The organism is Pedobacter changchengzhani, assembly GCF_004354365.1.
In the GTDB taxonomy this organism is placed as follows: domain Bacteria; phylum Bacteroidota; class Bacteroidia; order Sphingobacteriales; family Sphingobacteriaceae; genus Pedobacter; species Pedobacter changchengzhani.
The window spans coordinates 461866-486227 of record NZ_SJCY01000001.1 but is presented as its reverse complement, the minus strand read 5'-3'; the positions used below and the strand labels follow the sequence as shown (position 1 = coordinate 486227).

Sequence of the window (24362 nt, the reverse complement as noted above, 5' to 3'; positions counted from 1 at the left end):
AATTAAACTCAATTATTTAAGATTTCTAAAAAAGCTTTCGAACATGTGGGGATTGGATACTAAGCCAACTATTATCAAGACGAAAAACACGATAAATAGCGCACTCAATATCGTTGCAATCATACCACAAATTTTACCTGCTTTAGCATTTTTGTATGATGCTTCTGTGTACATACTAGGATTTAAATGGTATTTTTTCACATCGCCGGCGCCCAAAACCCAAGCAATTATACCAAAAATTAACCCGAATACACCGTAAAAACAACAAGCCGGAAGGGCTATTATTCCCATTACTAAAGCTGGCGTAGAATTGGGTAAATTTTGTTGTCCACCGTAGCCAAAATTACTAAAAGGTGGTGGTTGTTGAAATGGAGGAGGGATTATTGGTGGCCCATTATTTGGCTGAAAAGACTCACTTTTTATAGGCTCAATAGGCTTTTCGCCTTGGGGCAATTCTTGTTCTTCTGACATTGTTAATAAAGATTATGAGTGTATATCTTGTAAATGTAGTTGATTAAAATTATGGAAGCAATACCGATAAATAAAATTTTTATAAGTTGCGCACCAAATTTAAAATTGAATTTTAAATGTAGGAGGGTGAAGATTATCAAAAATGTGAGTGGCATCGTGGCAGGATATAATTGAAGGGACCGAACAACATCACCCTGTAATAATGCCAAAACAGATCTTTGCAAACCACAACCTGGGCAATCAAAACCAAGCAGTGCTTTTGAAGGGCAGGCCAAAAAATGCTTACTCAACCAATCGAAAAAAGTATTATTTTGATGGAGCATCTATATTAATGATCCTTCCATCTTGTTGATCTTTCCAAATTTTGTATTTCTCTAAATCTTTAACTACCTGTTTGTACACCAAATTTAAAACAAATACATCGTCAATTAACCCTAAAACAGGAATAAAATCGGGAATCACATCAATTGGAGATAAAAAGTAAATTAAGCCTCCCAATATTGCAATTATAGATCGTTTTGGAATTTCTGTATAATCGCCGTTTACATAATCTTTAGATACCGCAAAAAGTAAAACCAATTTAGACCAAACGCCTTCCAATTCTCCCTTATTGCTAACTGCTTTTCCCAAGGCATCTTTAATAGTGGCGCTGGCTTTTGTTTTATCTTGAAGAATAACGGTTGCTCTATTTTGTGATTTTTTAAAGAAGGATAATATTTTCTGCCTATTTAATTTCATGCTCTTTTTCTATGGGTTAGTTTTTAAAACTATTTTTTATTGAACAATTTTAACAAAGATTTATCGAATGCAATTGCAATTAACTGATCTTTAACCGTGTCGTATTCGTATAGTTGTTGCTTTTTAGGATCAAACACAAACCTTGCCAATATCGGCATTCTATCTTTATAGCTTTCATGCAAATTAAAATCGTATGTTTTACTATAGCTTTGAGAAGGATCAGTTTTAGGGTTCGGACTGCTATCTAACATCACCCCATAAGATTGCCCTCCGTTTTTAACTACCCGCTCACCTAACCCTTTTGTGTATTTTTTCACTGCGGGTGATGTTTCTACAATTCGATAGGCAATCTGCGCTTTATAACTTTCTTTTACTTGCGCAAATAGTGGGTTGTATAAGAGTAATAAAAAAAGAAAATTTAGACTTTTCATATCAACATTAAAACTACTTTAAATTAGAAATTGAAACAAGAAAATACATTAAAATCTAAAACTACTTTCATTGCTTTTACTTCTTCCTTAAATGCTCATTTTTCCAAGAATCAATTGTATTTTCATCCCAATTATTTTCATCCCAAAGTTTATCCATCTCATTAGATGCAGCCGTTGCAAAATATTTAGCCAACATTTCTTTAATATCCCTTAGCTGATTTTCTGGCAAATTAAACTGAAATAATTTTAACAACTCAAGCTGTACATTAGTTAATTTTCCTGGAGCTTCCATACTTAGATTTTTAGAACCAAAACAAATATAATCAATAATTCCCGATACAAATTATCGGCCAAAAGAATCGTAATTATCTGTTGCATACTTAATAAAACGATCTAATAAAGCAATGTTTTGATGTTCGATAGCAGTTAAATCATTATTAACATTATCCGAAACGGGCACATACCAATCTTGAGGATCAAAAAACTGACGGTAAATTTCACTCTTAAAAGCGTAACCATGCCTAGCAAAAATTGTATTTTTCAAAATTTGAAGTTCTAGTTTTCTTAAATTCTTCACATCCGATTCCTTCAATTCCGTAGTTGATGCATTAATTTTAAAAATTTTATCAGTTGTACTTCGAAAAAGTGTATTTACGGTGGTGTCTTTTACACCGTCATTTGTGGCGATTGTGGTTTTTTGCTTGTAAGTAAACCAATCTACCAATCTATCCTCTCCAGATAGCATTTGGCTGGCATCATAAACAAAATTCTTTTTCAACAATTTAAATTCTCGTGTTTTCTTTTTATCGAAAGAAACCCAGGTTCCAATTAAAGTATCTTTTCTAAGCTTAAATTTAAACCTACCATCACCTTTTTTCGTTGCGGGCTCATCTAAAATAAAGCTAAATTCTGTTTTGTTCGTATCAATTGTGCCTTTTAACGGGCGGCTATTTCCAAAAACTACACTTTGAGCCAACACACTATCTTTACTTATGCGTTTTATGGTAATATTCAGCTTATCCAAATAACTCTCCATAAAGTCTTCCTCATCATTACTAACAAAGTCTCCAACCCAAAAACCGTAAAGCTCCTTATGGTTTTCTACTATAGTTGCAACGGTCGGTTCGGTTGTTTGTGGCGTTTCTGTAGGTTTCTTTTTACCATTACAGGCAAAAAGTAAAATTGAAGTGCAAGCAATTAATAAGATTTTTTTCATAGCGTTATTTTTTTCTTAATGAGCCATTCGGCGATTAATAAATTTGGAATCCAACCCAGCCAAGCAATAATTTGATATGCATCCATTGGCGCTAAATGGAAGAAATGTATCAAAATTACTTTCCATAACCGTAAAGTAAATGCAGAAGTTGCTAAGGCAAAGCTTCTAATCATAAAATTTTTATGCGCAATAATTTCACCTTTTAAGATGTATAAAATTGATTTAAACGTAAAACTAAACCATAAAACGCCCAACAGTACAAATGATATTTTTGCCATTAATCCGCCATTGGCGAAACAGCCCATAAAAATACCTGATGGCGCAGTAAAAAGCAAAACAGTGGCAACATATACATAACCAGCAACTTTATGGATTTTTGGATAATTACGTAAAATGGTCGAATTAAACTGTGTAAAACCCGCCAACAATACAAATAGCGCACTATAAACGTGTATATAAAATATTGGCAGATAAAATTTTATACCAGAAACCTCAGTTTGTTTAATTTGCAGAAAGGATACATCACTTTTTGTTGGAATGTAGCGCAACGTAATTTGAAACATGAGCACAAAAAAATAGACCAAAAATAGCAACCATGTTATTCGCCCAAAATTTAAACTACTTTTCATTAAAAATGCGTTACAGTTAAATCAATAAGCCATAAAAAACCATGCCCCTTCAATCCAATTTAACAATCAATATTACCAAATGTTAATGGGTATTAAAATACTTACTTATAGTGATTTTATCATTGCTAAAATATCATCTACATATTTCCGTTCGTTGGCCAAACGTGGCACTTTATGCTGTCCGCCGAGTTTATTTTTAGATTTTAGCCAATTGTAAAAAGTATTTTCTGGTGCAATATGCACTTTAGGTCGCGTTAAGGCCATATCATTAAATCGTTTGGCATCATAATCAGAATTTACTTCGCGCAACGTCGCATCCATTACGTCTATAAATTTCTCAAAGTCGTTTGGCAACTGATCAAACTCGATAATCCATTCGTGCCCGCCCACATTTTCATCTTTAAAATAAATTGGCCCAGCAGTGTAATCTTTAATTTTCGCACCTGTTTCTGCACAAGCTTTTGCCAAAGCCTGTTCCGCATTATCAATAATTACTTCTTCGCCAAAAGCGTTTATAAAGTGCTTGGTTCTACCTGTAATTTTTATTCTATACGGAGAAATTGATGTAAATTGAATGGTATCGCCAATCATATACCGCCATAAACCACCATTTGTAGAAATAACGAGCGCATAATTTTTGTACAATTCTACCTCATCTAAAACTAAAGCTTTCGGGTTTTCTTCGCAAAAGTTTTCCATCGGGATAAACTCATAAAAAATTCCATAATCAAGCATTAAAAGCATTTCTTCCGAATTATCTTGATCTTGAATGCCAAAAAATCCTTCAGATGCATTGTAAGTTTCCAAATAATACATCGATTTTGACGGAATGAGCTGTTTAAACTGCTCGCGGTACGGCGCAAAATTTACAGCACCGTGAACGTACAACTCTAAATTCGGCCAAACTTCCATCAAATTCTGCTTCCCAGTAAGCTCTAGCACTTTTTTAGCCAAAACAATTGTCCACGTAGGTACACCAGAAATGCTAGTAACATTTTCCTGAATGGTTGCCTCAGCCATCCGGTCCATTTTAATTTCGTAATTATCCATCAGGGCGATAGACATATCTGGCGTACGGTAATATTCGGCCCAAATTGGCAGGTTTTTAATCAGCACAGCTGATAAATCGCCGTAAAAACAATCTTCGTTTAGTTGATTCACTTGATGACTGCCACCAAGAACCAATCCTTTTCCGGTAAACATTTGGTTATCCGGACGGTTATTGCAGTAAATAGAAAGCATATCTTTACCACCTTTAAAATGGCATTCCTCTAAGCTTTCTTCAGAAACCGGAATGAATTTACTTCTATCGCTTGTGGTGCCTGATGATTTGGCAAACCACTTAATATCCGATGGCCACAAAATATTTTGCTCACCGGCCATCATCCTCTCAATGTAAGGCTTTAATGAATCGTAATTTTGAATCGGAACACGTTCTTGGTATTGCTGAACGGTAAGTATTGATTTATAATCGTACAACTTCCCCCATTCAGTACTCTGTGCGCTATCAATTAAGTTATGAAACCACTCTTCCTGCACATCGTGAGGGTATTTCATAAAAAGCTCGATCTGATGGATGCGCTTTTTCATCAGCCAAGTAAAAAGTGAATTTACAAATGCCATATTACCAAGTAAATATTGAATTTATACCACAGATGTGCACAGATAAACACAAATTTATTTGTTTTAATATTAGCTTATCTAAATTCATATTGCGCCTGCTTAACCTCTTAATAAATAATTAATAGCCAAAATCTTTACGCTTCAATACAAAATTAGCACCTAAATAAACTTTTCTTACCATTTCGTTTTCGGCTAAAACCTCTGGCACGCCTTGTTCTAAAATTTTACCTTCAAAAAGCAAGTAAGCTCTATCGGTAATAGATAAGGTTTCTTGCACGTTGTGGTCGGTAATTAAAATGCCAATATTTTTGTGCTTAAGCCTGGCTACAATGCTTTGAATTTCCTCTACCGCAATTGGATCTACGCCAGCAAAAGGCTCATCCAATAAAATAAAATTTGGGTTTGCAGCTAAAGCTCTAGCAATTTCTGTTCGTCTCCGCTCGCCACCAGAAAGTAAATCGCCACGGTTTTTACGCACTTTATGCAAACTGAACTCGTTAATTAACTCTTCGAGCTTATCTTTTTGCTCCTCTTTACTTAAATTGCTCATTTCTAAAATGGCCAAAATATTATCTTCAACAGTTAGCTTTCTAAAAACAGAAGCCTCTTGCGCCAAATAACCAATGCCTTTTTGTGCCCTACGGTACATCGGGTCTTCGGTTATATCCTTGTCATCCAAAAAAATACGACCTTCGTTTGGCTTAATTAAACCCACAATCATGTAGAAGGAAGTCGTTTTTCCTGCACCGTTTGGCCCAAGTAAACCAACAATTTCTCCCTGACTAACATTGAAAGAAACGTCGCTAACTACGGTACGTTGCTTATATTTTTTAACGAGATTTTCGGCTCTTAATATCATTTATATCTACGATTTTTGATTTACGATTTACGATTTACGGTAAACCAAACCATGTATATTTATCTATAGCGTCACCCTGAATTTATTTCAGGGTCTTTCTAAAAAGATACTGAAACAAGTTCAGCATGACGATTGGTATTTAACTTTCTAACTTAATTCCCTTAATATTCATTTGCAAGCGCCTTTTCTCTCTCCACACATTTTCCTCTATGGTATAACAAACAGAAAACGGCTTGTTTAGTTGCAAAAGTTCTTCAAAATCTGCCAAACCGAATGCAATGCATTCAAAAGTAGCTGAATTTTGTTGTTTTATATTAATTTTTAAATGATTTGCCCCAACTTTCATTGCGTTTTGAGCCAAATATACATTGTTGGTTACAAAAATTGGCGCCATATTTTCTGGTCCAAATGGCCCCATTTGCGCCATCACCCTAAAAAATTTACCATCAATTTGCGCAAGTTCTATTTCAGCATCAATCCTAATCATTGGTGTAAGCAGTTCTTCGGTAATTGATGCAGAAACAATTTCTTCAAATTTTGTTGCCAATGCTTCTACATTATGCTCTTGCATTGTTAAACCGGCAGCAAATTTATGACCGCCATATTGGTCGAGTAAATGTGCACAACCACTAAGTGCTTCATATAAATCGAACCCGATTACCGATCGGCACGACCCTGCAACCACACCGTTTGATTTTGTTAGCACAATTGTAGGTCGGTAATATTTTTCGGTAAGCCGAGATGCAACAATACCAATTACGCCTTTATGCCAATTCTCGTTAAAAACAACGGTGGTTTTTCTATTGATTAAAACTTCACTTTCGCCAATTAATGCTAAAGCTTCGCGGGTAATGTCTTGGTCGTAAGTGCGTCGTTCTATATTTTTCGAATTGATATCTACACTTTGCTCCAATGCGTTGCTATTTACTTGACAAAGCAACATCGCCACAGCATGTTTTGCATGGTCTATTCTACCCGCAGCATTTATGCGTGGGCCTAAAGTAAAAACCACATCGGTAATGGTGTAGTTTTCCGTTTTACCAGAAACCTCCATTAAAGCACGTAAACCTTCGCAAGGATTTGTATTTAATTTTTTCAACCCATGAAAGGCCAAAATTCTATTTTCATCAACTACCGGAACAATATCCGCAGCAATACTGACCATCACTAAATCGAGGTATTGCAGGTAGCTATCTTCGGGCAGGTTGTGTTTTTGGGCATACGCTTGAGCCAACTTAAAACCGATTCCACAGCCCGCAAGTTCTTTAAAAGGATAGTTACAATCTTCCCGTTTCGGATCTAAAACTGCCACTGCTTTTGGCAATTCATCACCTGGTAAATGATGATCGCAAATAATAAAATCAATACCCACACTATTGGCATAATCAATTTTATCAATAGATTTTATACCACAATCTAACGCAATAATTAAAGAGAAACCATTTGTTTTAGCATAATCAATTCCTGCTGTAGAAATGCCGTAACCCTCCAAATAACGATCAGGAATGTAATATTCTATGTTTGGGGTAAGTTGAGAAAAGAAGCTGAAAGCCAATGCGACAGAGGTTGTTCCATCTACGTCATAATCGCCATAAATTAGAATTTTTTCGTGATTAGATAACGCAACGTCTATTCTTTCTACTGCTACATCCATATCCTTCATTAAAAAAGGATTGTGAAGATGAGCCAAATCTGGTCTGAAAAAATCTTTAGCTTGATCGAAATCGCAAATATTTCTTTGTACTAAAATTTGAGCAAGTGATTGATCTATGTTGAGCTGTTCTGCTATTGTTGTTACCGCATCATCATTGCAAATTGATGCCAGCACCCATCTTTTTTCCATTATATTTGTTTCCGAACAGTAAATATACATTTTTACAAATTGGTATTTAAAATTTTAGAAAATGCTTTCGAAAAACCTTTTGTCTGAAATCAAACGGAAAACAGAGGAATTAAATTCTCTAAAACCCTTAAAACCTGAATATCAAGCCACACTTGATAAAAAATTTAGGTTAGAGTTTAATTTCAATTCTAATCATTTGGAGGGGAATACCCTTACTTATGGCGAAACGGAATTGTTATTAATTTTTGATCAGACGGAAGGAACACACGATTATCGTGAATACCAAGAAATGCAAGCGCATGATGTAGCTTTAAAGATGATTCAAGAAGAAGCTGCCGACGAAGAAAGACCTTTAACTGAAAATTTTATAAGAAGTTTAAACGAAAAACTTTTAGTTAAGCCTTTTTGGAAAGATGCAATTACCGCAGACGGACAACCTACACGTAAACAAATTATACCAGGCGAATACAAAAAAACTCCGAATTCTGTGAGGCTTACCAATGGAGAGATATTTAGTTATTCGGCTCCAGAAAATGTTTCAAATGAAATTGAGGAATTGGTTAAGTGGTTTAACGAAAAAAATGGAACTGAAGATCCCGTTCTTTTAGCTGCCATCTTACATTATCGTTTTGTAAGGATTCATCCTTTTGATGATGGAAACGGAAGAACAGCAAGGTTGTTGATGAATTATGTGCTTGCAAAAAACAACTTGCCATTAATCATCATAAAAAGCAGTGAGAAAAAAGAATATTTATTCGCTTTAAATAAAGCAGATACAGGAGATTTGAATGCTTTTGTAGAATACATTGGCAACCAATTGTTATGGAGTTTAAACTTAAGCATTAAAGCGGCCAAAGGCGAAAATATTGAAGAGGATGAGGATTTAGATAAGGAATTGGAATTGTTGAAACAGGATTTGAAGCAGATGCCAAATCATTTTGAATTAACTCGAACTAATGAACTTGAAGCTGATTCAATTATAAAGAGCGTAATTCCATTATATTTGGCATTGGAAAAAAAAATAGCTGACTTTAATGAGTTTTTTGTTGAAGTAAGTGCCTATGGCTCATTGGCCATCAGGAACAATTACGAAAATGCCATCCCTAAACTTGTGGAGTTCAACAAGGTTGTAATTTTGGATAATATATTTCATGAAGAAATAATTAACAATACAAAATATGGTTTTGTTGATGCTATTATTTTACTGGATTTTGATGCTTTTAAAAAGATTAGAGAAATTACAAATTTAATTTTTAGTGTTGAGATAAAATTTGAAGATTTACATTATTCAATTTCGTTTTCTAAAGAACTTGCAAGTAATAATGAGCAGTTAATAACAAAACAATATGGCAGTTATTTAACAGACTTTGAAATAAACAACATCGTAAAAACTGTTATGAAAAACATTATTTCCGAAATCAAATCAGCTACAAACCTTAACAACTAATGCAAGTCCATACCTTATTCGAAGGCACCTATTCTGTTGATGCAACAAAGAAATTTGTACCGTTCGACTCCACCATTCATAGCTTTAAAGATCGCCCAGCATCTTTATTCATCAATGTGCAACCATTTTTAGTAGCGTTGCAAAACGATTTAATCTTATTCGATACTGGCTTAGGTTTTAGTGATGATCAAGGCGAATTAATTTTACATAAAAATATCCGCAATGCGGGCTTCGACCCAACAGATGTAACTAAAGTTTTAATGTCGCATTTACATTACGATCATTCTGGCGGAATGGTTCATCATCACGATGACGGTAAATTTGAATTGAGTTTCCCTGATGCAGAATATGTAATTAACCGAGGCGAATGGGAAGAAGCTTTTAGCAGTAAATCATCATCGTACCACACCGATATTTTCGACTTTTTACAGCGCAATGCGCAAATGCATTTTGTAGAAGAAAATGGAAGTTTGAACGAAACCATTGCCTACGAACTTACAGGCGCACATTGCCCATATCATCAAGTTTTTCTATTATCAGAAGGTAATGAGAAAATATTTTTTGGTGGAGATGTTTTGCCAGAACCCGAAGAATTGGTTAAAAACTTTATAGCAAAATACGATTTCGACGGAAGAAAAGCGATGGAGTTACGTAAGGTATTTGGAAAAAGAGCGGCCGAAGAAAATTGGGAATGTTTGTTTTACCACGGCAAAAGCGCAGCAACAGGCTTTGTAGATGAAATTGAAGGCGGGTTTAAGATAAGGTAAGAGGGTTTAGGGTTTAGGGTTTAGGGTTTAGGGTTTAGGGTTTAGGGTTTAGGGTTTAGGGTTTAGGGTTTAGGGTTTAGGGTAAAATAAAACCTAAATACCTTTTTCTGAAGAAAAAATAGAAATAAAAAAGGTTCCAAAAAAATTGAAACCTTTTTATAACCCATGAGTCCTCCCTTCTGGGGAGGGTTGGGTGGGGCTCTTATTTCTTAGCTACCAATTTAACAGCCAATTCAAAATTATCGTCAATTGCTTTATCGCCAATGCTATCGAAAAAAGATTTCGATCCATAGCGGATATCATATTTAGTTCTATCCACAACAATTTTGCCAGCTAAAGCAGAAACCACACCATTGTTAACACTAATTATTGCAGGGAAATTTATTGGTTTTGTTATGCCTTTGATGGTTAAATTACCTTCTACTTTTACATTAGCACCCAAACCCAAAACTTTAGTAATTACGAAATTTGAGGTTGGAAACTTTACAACACCAAAAAAATCTTCGGCCTTTAAATGGCCTTCTAATTTAGCACTTCCATCTGCATCTTTTATAGATGTCATATCCATAACAAAACTACCGCCGGTTATATTCTTTCCATTTACATTTAAGGTGCCAGATTGCAACATAATTGTACCGTTGTGAGATCCTGTAATCTTCTTACCAATCCAAGTAACTGTCGATTTTGATGCATCCACAATGTAAGCATCGGTTTTTTCTTTGCTTTTAAAAGCAGACAAAGCAATAAAGGCAACGAATAAAGCGATTGAAGCGATTTTTAATTTCATAATTGTTATTTAATATATCAACAACAAAAATAACTAAACGTAAGTTAATAAATGTTGACCTATGATAAGATTTTGATGCTAAGTTGGTTTATTAAAAAAAAGTTAAATTTTACAATTAAAACCGCAATAAGTTGATTCAAATGCATCAATCCATTAAGTTAGTAAAACATTTACTCACAACCTGGTGTGATATGACATTTTTAGTGAGTTTAAATGGATGCAGCAAAAGCACTACTTGCTAAATTTTCTAAACCTGACAGAAGCGAAAATACTTTTAAGTCTCTTTTTAATCGGGCTTTTGCGGGAGAAACTTAAAAGATTGCAGCAAATGGCAGGGCTTCAGTTCCCGATGAAACACTGCCTTCTGTTTCCAAAAAAAGCAATAATCACATTTTAGTTAATTTGAACGGAGACGAACATATAAACACAAAATAAAAATCTCCGTATAAAACAAAACCGTTGTATGCGCAGAGAAAAACCTCTACACATACAACGGTTTAAAAGTTTGCTTTACTAAAAAGTAGCGGTGTTTAAGTTTTTATCAACCAAAAGACCATTCTCTAATTTCAAACTAAAAGTTAAATCTTTTTTTGCTTTAAACTTCAAAATAAACAAGTCGTTAGTACCGCTTAGGCCTTCTTTATCCCCAACATTTACAAACGTTGGATATAGTACCTTTTTACCATTGGTATGTAACCTATCGTTAGTTAAGTTTTCCATCGTTTTTACGTTAACGGTTTGCACGCCGATAAACTCATAATCTTGTTGATTATATGGCAACGCAAAACCTAAACCATTTACCGATTTTAAGTCTTTACCTTTAACAGTAATTTCAATTGTTTCGCCTTGTTTGTAGGTTTCTTTTGCAGTACTTAATTCAACCTTACCCTCCACTTTTGGTACATCGTAACCATCGGCACCACCATTTAACTGCGTAGCCACAACGGAAATGTCATAAACATCTATTACATTGTTTTTATTGATGTCTCCTTTACTTATATAACCATCAAAATCGCCATCGCCTTTAATTAAACCAGTGTAATTTATGTACGATGTAAAATCGTTACCATCGATAAAACCATCAATATTGATGTCGCCAGGTATATAACTTGCCGAACCAGGAACTTTAAAAACATACAATTGGTTACCAGAACCAAAACCGCCTGCACCATCGGTAACCGAAATTTTGATATACCTAGCACTTGGTTTATCGTCAAAATTGAAAGTTTTCACCTCGCCGGTTCCTTTCCACTCAAATTTACCGGCCATTGTCCAGTTTTCTTTGCTCTCGCTATAGTAAACAGTTCCTTGCAACAATGTTCCGTTGCCACCGTCAGGACGTGGCATATATTTGAACTTATCTAGTTGATTGGTTGATTTCAAGTCCATCACTATATCAAGAGGCACTGAGTTAGCACCCCATATCGTGTGCCAAGTACTGGCTTCATCAAAATCGAAAAGATTTTTGATACCCGAACCGCCTTGAATTTTAGCAGTTGTAGTTGCCTCAATACCCTGAATTGCGAACTGCAATGGGTTTGCCTTGGTTTGAGCTTGCAATGTTGACCAATTAGAAACGCCACTTTTATTAACTGCCCTAACTTTAAGCGCGTAGTTGGTTTCAGGATTTAAATCGTCTAATATAAAAGTAGTGTCTTTAATGTTACTATAATTCATGCCGTTAAACATTATTTCATAGTAATCTGCATTGGCAACTTTGTTCCAAGTAGGACTTAAAACAAAAGCATTCGTAGCTTTATCATTCAATTTTACATTGATTAAACCACTTAACGCGCCGGTTTTTGCCAAATCGACATTCGGAGTGGTAAACTCAAACCCTGTTATTTCTAATTTTGTAGTGTTTAAGGTTACATCATTAGAAGCTAATTTTACCCAAACTTGCGGGTTTTTAATCATTTTAACTTTTTCAAAATCGCTGCCTTTGGTGGCGAATTCGTTTAAATTTGGCGCAGCATTATAAAAATAAGCATTGGCTGTATTTAAAAAATCTTGCTTGCTAAATACGGCTTTAAGCTTAACTATTTTGTTGCCGACTTTTGCAACCACAGTTTGAGGCTTTTTACTTACATTCACTTTAAATTCAGTAGCCTTGTTCTTTACAAAACCATCAAAATTGCCTTTAGTTAATTGTACAATTATGGTAGCCGTTTGGTTAACTACTGAGCTTTCAATTACTGTTGATGTACCTTTTGCATATTTGTAGGCTTCGGTATTTCCATCATCATCGTATTCAGTAAACGAAGATTTACCGGCAGGATAAACTTCATAAATACGCAAATTCTTATTAATTTGAGATACGTTATTATTCGCGTTTGCCATTGGAATGATGGCACCGTTTTTAACAAATACAGGTAATTTCCATATTGGTGCATCGAAATGATTGATGATGCGGTTACCTTCATATTTTGTGCCTGTAAAATAATCAATCCAAATTCCTTTCGGTAAATAAATGCCATTTCTAATGTCATTTCCATTGGCATCAGCTTGTGTTTCTTTAAAAATAGGCGCAACTAAAAACGATGGACCGTACATGTACTGATACTGTGTAGATTTGCTATGGGTGTAATCATTAGGATCATCCAAAAACATCGCTCTCATAATCGGCAAACCATTAACAGCTTGTTTGGCAACACTGTATGAGTACGGAATAAGCGCCGATTTTAACTTCAAATACGTTCTATTGATAGACGCCGTAGGTTCGCCCAATGCGTGTGGATATTTCTCATTACTGCCCCAACCATCCATATTCAGTTGCATTGGCGTAAAGGTTTTCCATTCAAAATCACGGGCATTAATAACTTTATCTTTACCGCCAAAAATACCATCCATATCTGATGTAATGTTCGGCTGACCAGACAATCCCGAGCCAATATAAGTTGGAATATGGAAGCGAATATACTCCCAAGTTCCTCCGGTTTGGTCGCCACTCCATATTGTTGCATAGCGTTGCGTACCTGCCCATCCATCTAAAGAAATGGTAAAAGGCCTAGCGTTGTTGCCATAATAAGGTATAATGTGTGCTACATCGGCAACGCCATTTAAACCAAAAGAATAGCCTGCACCTACCCATGCCACGTCGGTTTTTAAAAGACGTACGCCTGCATCTCTTACCTCTTTAACAATATCTCGCTGTAATAAGGCGCTAACTTCTGGCTTTGGATGTAAGTCGGATTGGGTCCATAAACCTATTTGAACACCATTTTTTCTTGCATAATCGCCAAACGCTTTTAAATTTTGAATATTACCATCAAGGGTTTCAGTTTGTCCGTATCCTGCGCCGTAACCATCATTTGGCAAAATCCAGCCCAACGGCATATCGTGTGCTTTATATCTATCTATAACGCCACGGGCAGAAAACCGATAATTATTTTTTTCACCATTGAGCGATTCTTTAATCCCTCCATCATCTTTCTGACTTTCTTTATACCGCTTTCCATCCTCAAACAAAATTCCCGTAGAATCTAATTTCCAATAATCGCGGTTATATGCATTTAAATGGCCTTCGTAAAAACCGAATTTAGGCAAAAGAACAGGGTTTCCTGTAAGCTGATAAAAATCGTTTAACAAAGAAGATGCACCAGTGTTTACCATTACAAAAAGATCCAAATAACCTGTATCATGTCTTAATCTAACGGTTCCTTTTTCGGTTGCGCCAAAATCATATCGTCCTTTTTTAAAAGTATAAAACATCAACCCGTAACCGTTGGTAGACCAGTAGTACGGATTTGGAGAAGCTACACCATTATCGGTCCAGCTATTTTGGTTTTCTATATCAATTATTTTTCCTTTGTGTGAGAAACGACCATTTTGAACACCACCGCCATAAAAATATTCTTGTGGATTTTCTTTCAATTCTAACGATACACTTCCTGTTTTAATAACAATTGGCTTTAAGGTTTCAAACGCTAAAGTTTTTGTTTTTTGGTTATAAACCTGAAGTAACGAAGTGGTTTTATCAATCTTTATGTCAACCTCTGGCGTAGCGATAGAAATGATATTATTAGCATCTGTTAAAACTAAATTAGAAAGCATCCTTCTTGGATTTTCTACTAAAATTTTTGCTTCGGGCGTTGCCTGAGGGTCTCTTATTAAACCTCCAGTATTATCTTGAAATACGCGAAAGATATGGTCGCCATAAAAATCGAAAGTTAGCCTTTCATTGTTTTCATTTAAAACTTCGATAGTGGTTGGGTTAATTTTTTTTGCGCTGATAATTTTGCTGCTTACCGAAGTTAAATTAGTTTTTTGATCTACTTTTTTAACATCCTGAGCATAAGCAGAACAAAATAAGAATACAAAAGCAATTGATAGTAGTTTACGTTTCATTTGTGTGTGATTCAAAATTTATTTTTATTTATTTAGGCAATGTGTTCGTAATAACAAAAAAATATTTGGCGGCAATTATTAATAAAAAAGGCTTATTAACAACAAGCTGCAAATCTTAAGCAATTAAATGCTCAAAATTTGCAGCGTAACAAATTAACTTGCACATAAAATGCCTTTTAAGGCATTTATGAAACTTTATTCTTAAGAAACAGGTTCTTCCACGTAACTTTCAATCGGCGGACAAGCGCAAATTAATGAGCGATCGCCATGACTATCATTTACACGGCCAACCGAAGGCCAAAACTTACGTTCTAAAACATAAGGCAATGGAAAAGCAGCGGTTTGGCGACTGTATGCATGATCCCATTCGTTTGCGGTAATTACCGAAACGGTATGTGGTGCATTTTTTAATGGATTATCAATTTTATCCAAAGTGCCGTTTTCTACTTCGGTAATTTCATTTTTTATTGCAATTAAAGCATCGCAGAAACGATCTAATTCATGTTTTGGTTCCGATTCTGTCGGCTCTACCATTAGCGTACCCGCAACTGGGAAAGAAACTGTTGGTGCGTGGAAACCATAATCCATTAAACGCTTGGCGATATCAGTAACTTCTATCCCAAAGGCTTTGAAAGAACGACAATCCAAAATCATTTCGTGTGCACAACGGCCGTTAGCGCCAGCGTAAAGCACCGGATAATGTTGCTCTAAACGCGCTTTCATATAGTTTGCGTTTAAAATAGCATATTTAGTTGCGTTGGTTAACCCTTCTTCGCCCATCATGGCAATGTATGCATGAGAGATAATTAAAATAGACGCCGAACCCCATGGTGCAGAAGATACTGCCGAAATTGATTTTCCTTTATCAATATCAACTACCGAATGACCCGGAAGATAAGGAACTAAATGTTTTGCGACACCAATTGGACCCATGCCCGGACCACCACCACCATGAGGAATGCAGAATGTTTTATGTAAATTTAAGTGGCAAACATCGGCACCAATATTAGCCGGACTGGTTAAACCAACCTGTGCGTTCATATTTGCACCGTCCATATAAACTTGTCCGCCATTGGCATGGATTGTTTCGCAAATTTCTACAATACTTTCTTCAAAAACACCATGTGTAGATGGATAAGTAACCATCAAACAAGACAGATTATCTTTGTGTAATTCTGCTTTAGCTTTTAAATCTTCTACATCGATATTACCGTTTTCTAACGATTTTACAACTACGATTTTCATATCGGCCATTGCCGCCGAAGCAGGATTTGTACCATGTGCCGAAGCTGGAATTAAGGCAACGTTACGATGAAAATCGCCTCTATCGTGATGGTATGCACGGATAACCATTAAGCCTGCATATTCACCTTGTGCACCAGCGTTTGGCTGTAAACTCATGGCTGCAAAACCTGTAATTTCACTTAACCATTTATCCAACTCGTTAAATAATGCGTAATAACCCATTACCTGATCGGCTGGTGCAAATGGGTGAATGCGGCTAAAATGAGACCAAGTAACTGGAATCATTTCTGCGGTTGCATTTAATTTCATGGTACAACTACCCAAAGCAATCATGGAGTGGCAAAGCGATAAATCTTTTGCTTCTAATGATTTAATGTAGCGCAACATTTCATGTTCAGAATGGTACGAGTTAAAAATTGGGTGTGTTAAATATGCTGAATTGCGTTGTAATCCTTCTGGAATAACGGTTTCTACATTTTCTACTACATCAACTGAAGTAACGGCTTTAACTTTAGCAAAAATTTTCGCAATTAACTCAATGTCTTCAAAAGTTGTCGTTTCATCAATAGCAATTGTTGCAACATTACCAACGTAATTTAAGTTGATTTCGTTATCAATACAAGCCGATTGGATGCTCCCTTTCAGCGCGCCCAAATCGAAACGAATCGTATCAAAATAAGCTGCATTTAACTGCTCAAAACCTAATGTATTTATTGTTTTAGCTAAGCTGATTGCTAAACCATGCGTGCGCTCTGCAATTGCTTTTAAGCCTTTAGGGCCATGGTAAGCCGCATAAAAACCAGCCATAATGGCCAATAAAGCTTGTGCAGTACAAATGTTTGAAGTTGCTTTATCTCTACGGATGTGTTGCTCGCGGGTTTGCAAAGCCATACGTAACGCATAATCGCCATGACTATCAATGGTTACACCAATAATACGACCAGGGATTGAACGTTTGTACTCATCTTTAGTGGCAAAAAATGCTGCGTGTGGTCCACCAAAACCCATCGGAATACCGAAACGTTGTGTGGTTCCAACTACAATATCAGCGCCCCATTCGCCCGGAGGCGATAATAATGTTAAGCTTAATATATCAGCAGCAACGGTTAATTTAATATTTTGATTGTGCAATTCGGATGCGAAAGCTTTATAATCGAATACCTCTCCGTTACCAGCCGGATATTGAACAATTGCACCAAAGAAATCTTCTGTAGCAACAAAATCTAAATGGCTACCAATAACCAACTCAATACCGTAAGGGTTTGCACGAGTTTTTAAAATATCTATCGTTTGAGGAAAAACTAAGTCTGAAACAAAATATTTTGTTGCCGCTGTGTTTTTTCGTGTGCTATATTGCATAAACATGGCTTCTGCCGCTGCAGTACCTTCATCTAAAAGAGATGCATTTGCAATTTCCATTCCCGTTAAATCGATAACCATGGTTTGGAAATTTAACAAAGCCTGTAAACGACCCTGCGCAATTTCTGCCTGATATGGCGTATATTGCGTGTACCATCCTGGATTTTCGAACACATTACGCAAAATTACACCCGGCGTAATGGTGTCGTAATAACCCTGACCAATAAAAGTTTTAAAAACTTTATTTAATAAAGAAGATTGTTTTAAAGCACCAAGATATTCAGTTTCCGATTTCGCTGCCGGTAAATTTAATGGCTTTTTCAACCGAATTGTTGCCGGCACAGTCTCGTCAATCAATTGGTCGATAGATGATATACCAATGGTTTGTAACATTTCGGCTGTATCTGCCTCATTTGGCGCGATATGGCGGTTTTGAAACTCTTCTTTGTAATGGATATTTAAGCTCATGCGTTAAGAATAATAAATTTTGTGCAAATGTAGCGAAAAAAGAGAACGAATCCATGCGACTGAGGCCGTGCTTTACGTCATATTTTTACGCCAAAATGCAAACAAATGCCATACCATAGTAAGATAAATGTAAAATTTTAGTTTAGCCTTATATGGTATGTGTTATCGTAAACACCCGCAAATTATGAATTTTTATGATAAAAAAATAACCCATAGAGGAAAAAATAGTATCAATTAGATTACAATAGCTTGATACTTCGTGAAAGCATATATAATTTGGCTAAAGCATGTGCTATATTTAAGTACCGATAGCTGAAGCAAACGGCAATAAATAAACGAAAGGCAGCCCAATGAATATATGCGTTTTGCAGATATTCATCAGATAACTGAAATTCAAGATTAGAAAAATTGGCTTTTATTCTTTGCTCGTTTATCAAAAAAACTTACTTCTGCACTTTCCAGCCTTCATCTTTACTTAACTTCAACTTGTAGGTTTTGGTAATGAAACTGCTATTTTCGTTCGCATCTTCATCGAAGATTGCAAAATCGGTATTTACTTTTTTTAACGTAACGGTTACTTTTGCGGTGCTAGAACTTACTTGGGCAAAATCGACAGGTTTTTTATCTGCCAAAACATATTCTATCGTTTTTACGGTTGCTTTATCATCACTTTGCTTTAAAACCAACGGACTCGCCTTTTCGGTTAATGTAATTTGATAAACAAAACTACTATCTTTAGATAGAAACTTCTTTTTGGCTTCTTTTAGACTTAGCGTTACCAAACCTTTACTTTCCAAAGTTCTATATTTACCCAATTCATTCATTTCGTTGGTGGTGTTAAATTTAATCTCGCCAAATTTGAAATGAGTGGTTTTATATTCAGGGTTTGCTGTTAAATAATCAGAAATCGCCTCGCCTGCTTCATCACGGTTAATGGTTGTTTTGGATTTACATCCGGCAAAGCCGATAACAGTAAGTAGTAATATATAAATGATATTTTTTTTCATGATAAATGGATTAAGCTTTTTTAAAGGTATTGATTTTTTTGAAAAGTCTGATTTTTTTAACCACAGAGCGCACTGAGTTTTACACAGAGAGAACAGAGAAAATATGTTATATTTTTTAAAGGTATTGATTTTTTTGAAAAGTCTGATTTCTTTTAACCATAGCGCACACTGAGTTTTACACAGAGAGAACTGAGAACATAAAAGTTTTTTGTCCATTAAAGCGAGAAAAAGTAAACTTGGCATCCTCGTTGCCTTCACTTTGTGTGCGCTGTGGTTAACTTGCCTTTTTCAAATACTTCAAGTTAGGCAAAATCATAGCCGATAAAATAACCACTACACCAACCCAACGCAGTACAGAAACTTCTTCGTTTAAAACGATTGCAGCCATTAACACAGCTACAGGCAATTCTGCCGCACTTAAAATAGAACTTACTGCTGTGCCAATTCTAGGTACGCCATCGGCATAAAATACTGGCGGAATTACGGTGCCAAAAACTGCAATAATTAACCCCCATTTTAATAAACTGCCTTGCAACGCTCCGTTAAATAAAAAAGCGGGCGGAAGTAAAATAAATATGAAAATACAAGCACCGGTAACCATTAGCGCACTTTTTTTAAGTGGCGGATATTCATTACCGATTTTCCCGTTCAAAATAAGAAAACCTGCGTAAGCGCCAGCAGCCAAAATACCGAAACCAATGCCCTTTAAACTTAGCGTATGGATACTTGCTTCGAGCATACCACTGGCCAAAACCGTACCGCCTAAAACCAACAACACGGCAAAAAGCTGTACCGATGTTGGCTTCTTTTTATAAACCACAAATTCGAATAAAATCGTCATCCAAATAAATTGCATCAGTAAAATAATAGCAACCGAATTTGGAACTAATTTTACCGATTGATAGTAACATATACTAACCAAGCCTGTACAGCTTCCGGCTAAAACCATTTTCCACCAGGGCGTTATAATTTTAGTTTTTTTAAGCTTATAAGCTGTTGTTTTGGTTTGAACAAAGAATAAACTCCACAATATAATGGCACCGAAAAGCGCCTGTACGCCAGTAACATCGCCGAGCGAATAACCATCGCGATAAGCGAGTTTTACAAAAGTTGATAGAATGCCGTAACTACAAGCACCAAAAAAAACAAGTAATATTCCTTTTAACATTTAAAAAGTATCAAGTATTTAGTATCAAGTATCAAGACTTACGTCCTAAATTAATTTGTAAAAATATATATCTCCCAACCTTGAATGTACTTTGAATAACATATTGGCTGTTTTGTGGTCCTTATATTTCAAATAGCTAGCTTTTAGTGGGTTAGCTTCATATTTTCGCGCCTTATCCCCAAACCCCGAAGGGGCTTTTTAATAACGTATTGGCAGTTTTTTGCATCATGTTTGGAAGTCCCCTTTAGGGGATTTAGGGGTTCAACTGCTGCAAATATTTTTGTACTGTCGCTTCCAAACCCAAATAAAGTGCATCGCTAATTAACGCATGGCCGATTGAAACCTCCAACAAACCCGGAATACTTTGTGCGAAATAATGCAAATTATGCAAATCTAAATCGTGCCCCGCATTTATGCCTAAGCCTAGTTTATTGGCATGATGAGCGGCTGCGATGTAAGTTACAATAGATTTCTCCCGATCTGCAAAATAGTTATGGGCGTAAGCTTCGGTGTACAACTCAATCCTATCGGTTCCAGTTTGTGCAGCGCCTTCTACCATTTCCACACTTGGATCAACAAAAATAGAAACGCGAATTCCTTCCTTTTGAAACAAAGCAACCATTTCGGTTAAATAATCTCTGTATTTAATGGTATCCCAACCGTGGTTAGATGTAATTTGTCCATCTGCATCGGGCACTAAAGTTACCTGCGCAGGCTTATTTGCGAGCACTAAATCTACAAATTTATCTTCGGTGCAATTGCCTTCAATATTTAATTCTGTTGTTATAACAGCCTTTAAATCGTAAACATCTTGGTAGCGGATATGGCGTTCATCAGGCCTCGGATGTACAGTGATTCCCTGCGCGCCAAATTTTTCACAATCCAACGCAACTTTTACCAAATCAGGATTATTACCGCCCCTACTGTTTCGAAGCGTTGCAATTTTATTGATGTTTACCGATAACTTTGTCATACGCCAAAGGTAATGGTAATTTGATAGAATTTAAAAGCTTTGATATTTTGCTACTTCTATCAATCAATTGTCCAATCTTCAATCAAAATTTGTTCTAATCGGTCAAAGTCGCTAACATTTTTTGTTACAAGAATAAGATTATTGAAAATTGCTGTTGATCCAATGAGTAAATCAAAATCATCTAAATTTTACCTTTTGTTTTTAGTCGAGCCTTCTCTTTTGCGTAAATGTCTAAAACAGGATAAATCAGTATCACATTAAACTTTGACTGAAATTTCTCAAGAGTCTTTCTGTTTTTTTCCTTTAGAATGCTTTTTTCTACGCATATATTAATTCGGCGACAGTAATTTCAGAGACATAACAATTTTCAATTCCAGCTTTAGCAATTTTTCCTCAAGATTGAATTTGCCATTAAGAAAATACACGCAAATATTGGTATCCAATAGGTATTTTATCGCAATTCGATTGATTTACGACTAAACTTTCTGTCATTTCTGAGCTCTTCAATAAAATCATCAACTGGTTTGTCTATTTCGAGCGCACCAAATAAAGACCTCCAAGATCGTCCTTCATCTTTTTGGCCGTTTTCATCGACTTTGACAGGCGGGCTATTAGCTCCAACTTATTGTTAGGACTTAAACTTTTCAATAGGCTGTAATAATCATCAATTATCCGTGAATTTATATTTGCAGTGCTCATTGTATTGATTTTTTTGCTTTACTAAAAATATTAAAAATTTTTGGTCGGAAAGTTTAATGCTTAAAAAAGCCTTTGCGTCCCCAAATCTGCATAAAAAATCTTTTCTTGGTCGGCATTTATTCCGATGGCGGATAATCTTTAGGTTAAAATGTTCTCGAACTGAAATTGCTCGAACAGCCTCTTTCTTCATAACTTTTGGCATTTCCATAAAGACTATTTACCTTGCGATAAAAATTTTGACTTAAAGATGCAAGCCAGCGAAAAAAGAACCTATCTCATCCTTATTTTTCTCTTGGCAGTTTTCGGCCTCCCAGCACTTTTCACCAACATCATAGAGCCAGATGGCGCACTCTACGCAAGCATCTCGAAGAATATGGTGCTCCACCACGATTGGCTGAATTTGTACAGCCGTGGCGCAGATTGGTTAGATAAACCGCACCTACCTTTTTGGCTCGCAACAATTTCGTTCAAAATCTTTGGTATCAGCAGTTTTGCATATAAACTTCCGTCTTACCTAGCGGGATTAATGGCTGCTAGGTTCGTATTCCAGTTCGCTAAAAATATTTATACAGAGAAATTAGCCTATCTTTCTACGGTTATATTTTTGAGTTCACTCCATGTTATTGTTTCCACTTTTGATGTAAGGGCAGAAATTTACATTACCGCTTTTGCCTTTGGGGCGATTTATTTTTTCGAGCGCGCAGGTCGGCAGGAAAAAATTAGCTGGGCTTTAATTTTGGGCTCGGTGTTTGCCGCATGCGCCGTAATGGTTAAAGGCATTTTTGTATTGATTACCATTTTGGGCGGATTTGTAATTTATTGGATTTTAACCAAACAGTATAAAGAGTTTTCCAAAGCCAAATGGTATTTAGCGGTTTTGTTGATTTTTATATTCATAACCCCAGAAATTTACACACTTTACACACAGTTCGACATGCACCCAGAAGTTTTTGCGCAGGGACAAAAGGGCGTTTCTGGTGTTAAATTCTTTTTCTGGGACAGCCAGTTTGGGCGGTTTTTTAACACCGGGCCAATTAGAGGAAAAGGCGATCCATCTTTTTTTCTACACACCACGTTATGGGCATTTTTACCTTGGTCGATTTTATGGTATATCGCCGTATTTAATCTCCTAAAGAAAAAAGAACGCTCAAACATGACTAAAGAAAGCATTATATTATGGGCGAGTGCAACTGTTACCTTTCTTATCTTTTCGCTTTCTAAATTCCAGTTGCCACATTACATCTTACTACTTTTTCCGCAATTTTCGATCATGACTGCGCTTTACATTGCAAATAAGGAAGAAAGCACACTAAAAACCTTGGTTATTTTACAGTCGGTAATTGTAGTTTTGGTTACAATCGGCCTTTTCATGCTGACTTTTTATTTTGGATTAAACCATGCCATTTTAATCAATACACTAATAATTAGCATGCTATTATTTTGCTTTCTAATCTTTAAAGGAATAAGCTTGAGAACACTTATCGGTAAAAGTGTAACCATTTCACTCATCTTAATGGTATTCTTATACTTTTTCTTTTATCCAGCTGTTTTAAAATACGAATCGGGCATGCAAGCTGGCATTTGGTTGAAGCAAAACTATCCAAACGGAAAAGCAGCCGTGTTTGCAGATGGAGATGCTTTCTCTTTTGATTTTTATGCACCCGGCGAACCAAAATACTTTTGGACTTATGAAGAACTAAATCAATACAAGGCCAAAGAAGATTTAATTATCTATGTGAGGGAATCTGAATTGGAAAGGTTAAAGAAAGATTACAACGCCGAAGTATTACAAACATTCAAATATTTTCACATTACTAAATTAACGCCCACTTTCATAAATGTAAAAACCCGATCTCAGGTTTTAGAAAATATATATTTAGTTAAACTGCATTAACATGAATTTACTGTTGCGTATTTTAAAATTTGGCCTCACGGGTTTACTGGGCATGGCGATAGATTTTGGTGCGACTTGGCTTTTTAAAGAGAAAATTAAGATAAATAAGTATGTTGCCAATGCGATTGGTTTCACTTTAGCCGTAACCAACAACTATTTTATCAATAGAATTTGGACTTTCCAATCTAAAAACCCCCATTTAGGCACAGAATTTTCTAAATTTCTGTTTGTTAGTTTAGTGGGTTTAGCGCTAAACACCTACATCATTTATCTATTCCACCAACGTAAAAATGGAACTAATTTTTATATCGCTAAATTTTTTGCCATCGCAATTGTTTTTGTCTGGAATTTTTTAGCAAATTGGTTGTTTACGTTTAGGTAAGGCTTTTTT

Annotated in this window: 20 protein-coding genes; 4 read left to right on the top strand and 16 right to left on the bottom strand. The window is 35.8% G+C overall.

The features are described 5' to 3' along the window. Positions 1–12 precede the first annotated feature (12 nt). The 10 genes from EZJ43_RS02125 to recJ all read right to left on the bottom strand — a co-directional run bounded on the left by EZJ43_RS02125 (position 13) and on the right by recJ (position 7810). Positions 13–471, bottom strand: coding sequence for a CCC motif membrane protein (locus tag EZJ43_RS02125; RefSeq protein WP_133261002.1), 459 nt, complete (start codon positions 469–471; stop codon positions 13–15). A 2-nt stretch (positions 472–473) separates the two neighbouring features. Beyond that, positions 474–794: a DUF2752 domain-containing protein gene (locus EZJ43_RS17595; RefSeq protein ID WP_207924547.1), complete on the bottom strand. Its 321-nt coding sequence runs from the start codon at positions 792–794 to the stop codon at positions 474–476. Next, complete coding sequence (locus tag EZJ43_RS02115) at positions 778–1209, bottom strand: YkvA family protein (protein WP_133261001.1); 432 nt, start codon at positions 1207–1209, stop codon at positions 778–780. Before EZJ43_RS02115 ends, EZJ43_RS17595 begins: the two co-directional genes overlap by 17 nt. Positions 1210–1238: 29 nt before the next feature. Continuing rightward, a complete protein-coding gene (locus tag EZJ43_RS02110; protein ID WP_133261000.1) occupies positions 1239–1640 on the bottom strand; it encodes a hypothetical protein in 402 nt (133 codons plus the stop codon). A gap of 76 nt (positions 1641–1716) precedes the next feature. After that, a complete protein-coding gene (locus EZJ43_RS02105) occupies positions 1717–1932 on the bottom strand; it encodes a hypothetical protein (RefSeq protein WP_133260999.1) in 216 nt (71 codons plus the stop codon). A 51-nt stretch (positions 1933–1983) separates the two neighbouring features. Then, on the bottom strand, positions 1984–2856 hold the full coding sequence (locus EZJ43_RS02100) for a YARHG domain-containing protein (protein ID WP_133260998.1): 873 nt from the start codon (positions 2854–2856) through the stop codon (positions 1984–1986). Next, a complete protein-coding gene (locus EZJ43_RS02095) occupies positions 2853–3485 on the bottom strand; it encodes a DUF2306 domain-containing protein (RefSeq protein WP_165953069.1) in 633 nt (210 codons plus the stop codon). Before EZJ43_RS02095 ends, EZJ43_RS02100 begins: the two co-directional genes overlap by 4 nt. Before the next feature lie 105 nt (positions 3486–3590). Then, positions 3591–5108 carry a GH3 auxin-responsive promoter family protein gene (locus EZJ43_RS02090; protein WP_133260997.1) on the bottom strand — a complete coding sequence of 506 codons (1518 nt, stop codon included), beginning with the start codon at positions 5106–5108 and terminating at the stop codon, positions 3591–3593. A gap of 118 nt (positions 5109–5226) precedes the next feature. Beyond that, positions 5227–5967, bottom strand: a complete 741-nt coding sequence (lptB, locus tag EZJ43_RS02085; RefSeq protein ID WP_133260996.1) for an LPS export ABC transporter ATP-binding protein — start codon at positions 5965–5967, stop codon at positions 5227–5229. A gap of 139 nt (positions 5968–6106) precedes the next feature. Then, entirely contained in the window at positions 6107–7810 is a 1704-nt protein-coding gene (gene recJ / locus EZJ43_RS02080; RefSeq protein WP_133260995.1) for a single-stranded-DNA-specific exonuclease RecJ, read from the bottom strand. 61 nt (positions 7811–7871) lie between these two features. On the opposite strand from recJ, the gene EZJ43_RS02075 reads away from it, so the two are divergent. Then, a complete protein-coding gene (locus tag EZJ43_RS02075) occupies positions 7872–9257 on the top strand; it encodes a Fic family protein (protein ID WP_133260994.1) in 1386 nt (461 codons plus the stop codon). Next, the gene (locus EZJ43_RS02070) at positions 9257–10024 is read left to right on the top strand and encodes an MBL fold metallo-hydrolase (protein ID WP_133260993.1); all 768 of its coding nucleotides are present in this window, start codon (positions 9257–9259) and stop codon (positions 10022–10024) included. Before EZJ43_RS02075 ends, EZJ43_RS02070 begins: the two co-directional genes overlap by 1 nt. Positions 10025–10226: 202 nt before the next feature. Here EZJ43_RS02070 and EZJ43_RS02065 read toward each other — a convergent pair whose 3' ends face one another. The 6 genes from EZJ43_RS02065 to EZJ43_RS02040 all read right to left on the bottom strand — a co-directional run bounded on the left by EZJ43_RS02065 (position 10227) and on the right by EZJ43_RS02040 (position 21378). Further along, positions 10227–10811 (bottom strand): YceI family protein, encoded by a 585-nt coding sequence (locus EZJ43_RS02065; RefSeq protein WP_133260992.1) that lies wholly within the window; start codon positions 10809–10811, stop codon positions 10227–10229. Between the two features lie 513 nt (positions 10812–11324). Then, a complete protein-coding gene (locus tag EZJ43_RS02060; protein ID WP_133260991.1) occupies positions 11325–15158 on the bottom strand; it encodes a TIM-barrel domain-containing protein in 3834 nt (1277 codons plus the stop codon). Positions 15159–15359: 201 nt separating this feature from the next. Then, the gene (gene gcvP / locus EZJ43_RS02055; protein WP_133260990.1) at positions 15360–18230 is read right to left on the bottom strand and encodes an aminomethyl-transferring glycine dehydrogenase; all 2871 of its coding nucleotides are present in this window, start codon (positions 18228–18230) and stop codon (positions 15360–15362) included. Positions 18231–18673: 443 nt separating this feature from the next. After that, entirely contained in the window at positions 18674–19237 is a 564-nt protein-coding gene (locus EZJ43_RS02050; RefSeq protein WP_133260989.1) for a hypothetical protein, read from the bottom strand. A gap of 274 nt (positions 19238–19511) precedes the next feature. Then, the gene (locus EZJ43_RS02045) at positions 19512–20405 is read right to left on the bottom strand and encodes an EamA family transporter (RefSeq protein ID WP_133260988.1); all 894 of its coding nucleotides are present in this window, start codon (positions 20403–20405) and stop codon (positions 19512–19514) included. A 253-nt stretch (positions 20406–20658) separates the two neighbouring features. Further along, positions 20659–21378, bottom strand: a complete 720-nt coding sequence (locus tag EZJ43_RS02040; RefSeq protein ID WP_133260987.1) for a pyridoxine 5'-phosphate synthase — start codon at positions 21376–21378, stop codon at positions 20659–20661. Between the two features lie 946 nt (positions 21379–22324). Here EZJ43_RS02040 and EZJ43_RS02030 point away from each other — a divergent pair. Together EZJ43_RS02030 and EZJ43_RS02025 are read left to right on the top strand one after the other, a co-directional pair. Next, positions 22325–23971, top strand: a complete 1647-nt coding sequence (locus tag EZJ43_RS02030; protein WP_133260986.1) for an ArnT family glycosyltransferase — start codon at positions 22325–22327, stop codon at positions 23969–23971. A 1-nt stretch (position 23972) separates the two neighbouring features. Next, positions 23973–24353 carry a GtrA family protein gene (locus EZJ43_RS02025; RefSeq protein WP_133260985.1) on the top strand — a complete coding sequence of 127 codons (381 nt, stop codon included), beginning with the start codon at positions 23973–23975 and terminating at the stop codon, positions 24351–24353. Positions 24354–24362 lie beyond the last annotated feature (9 nt).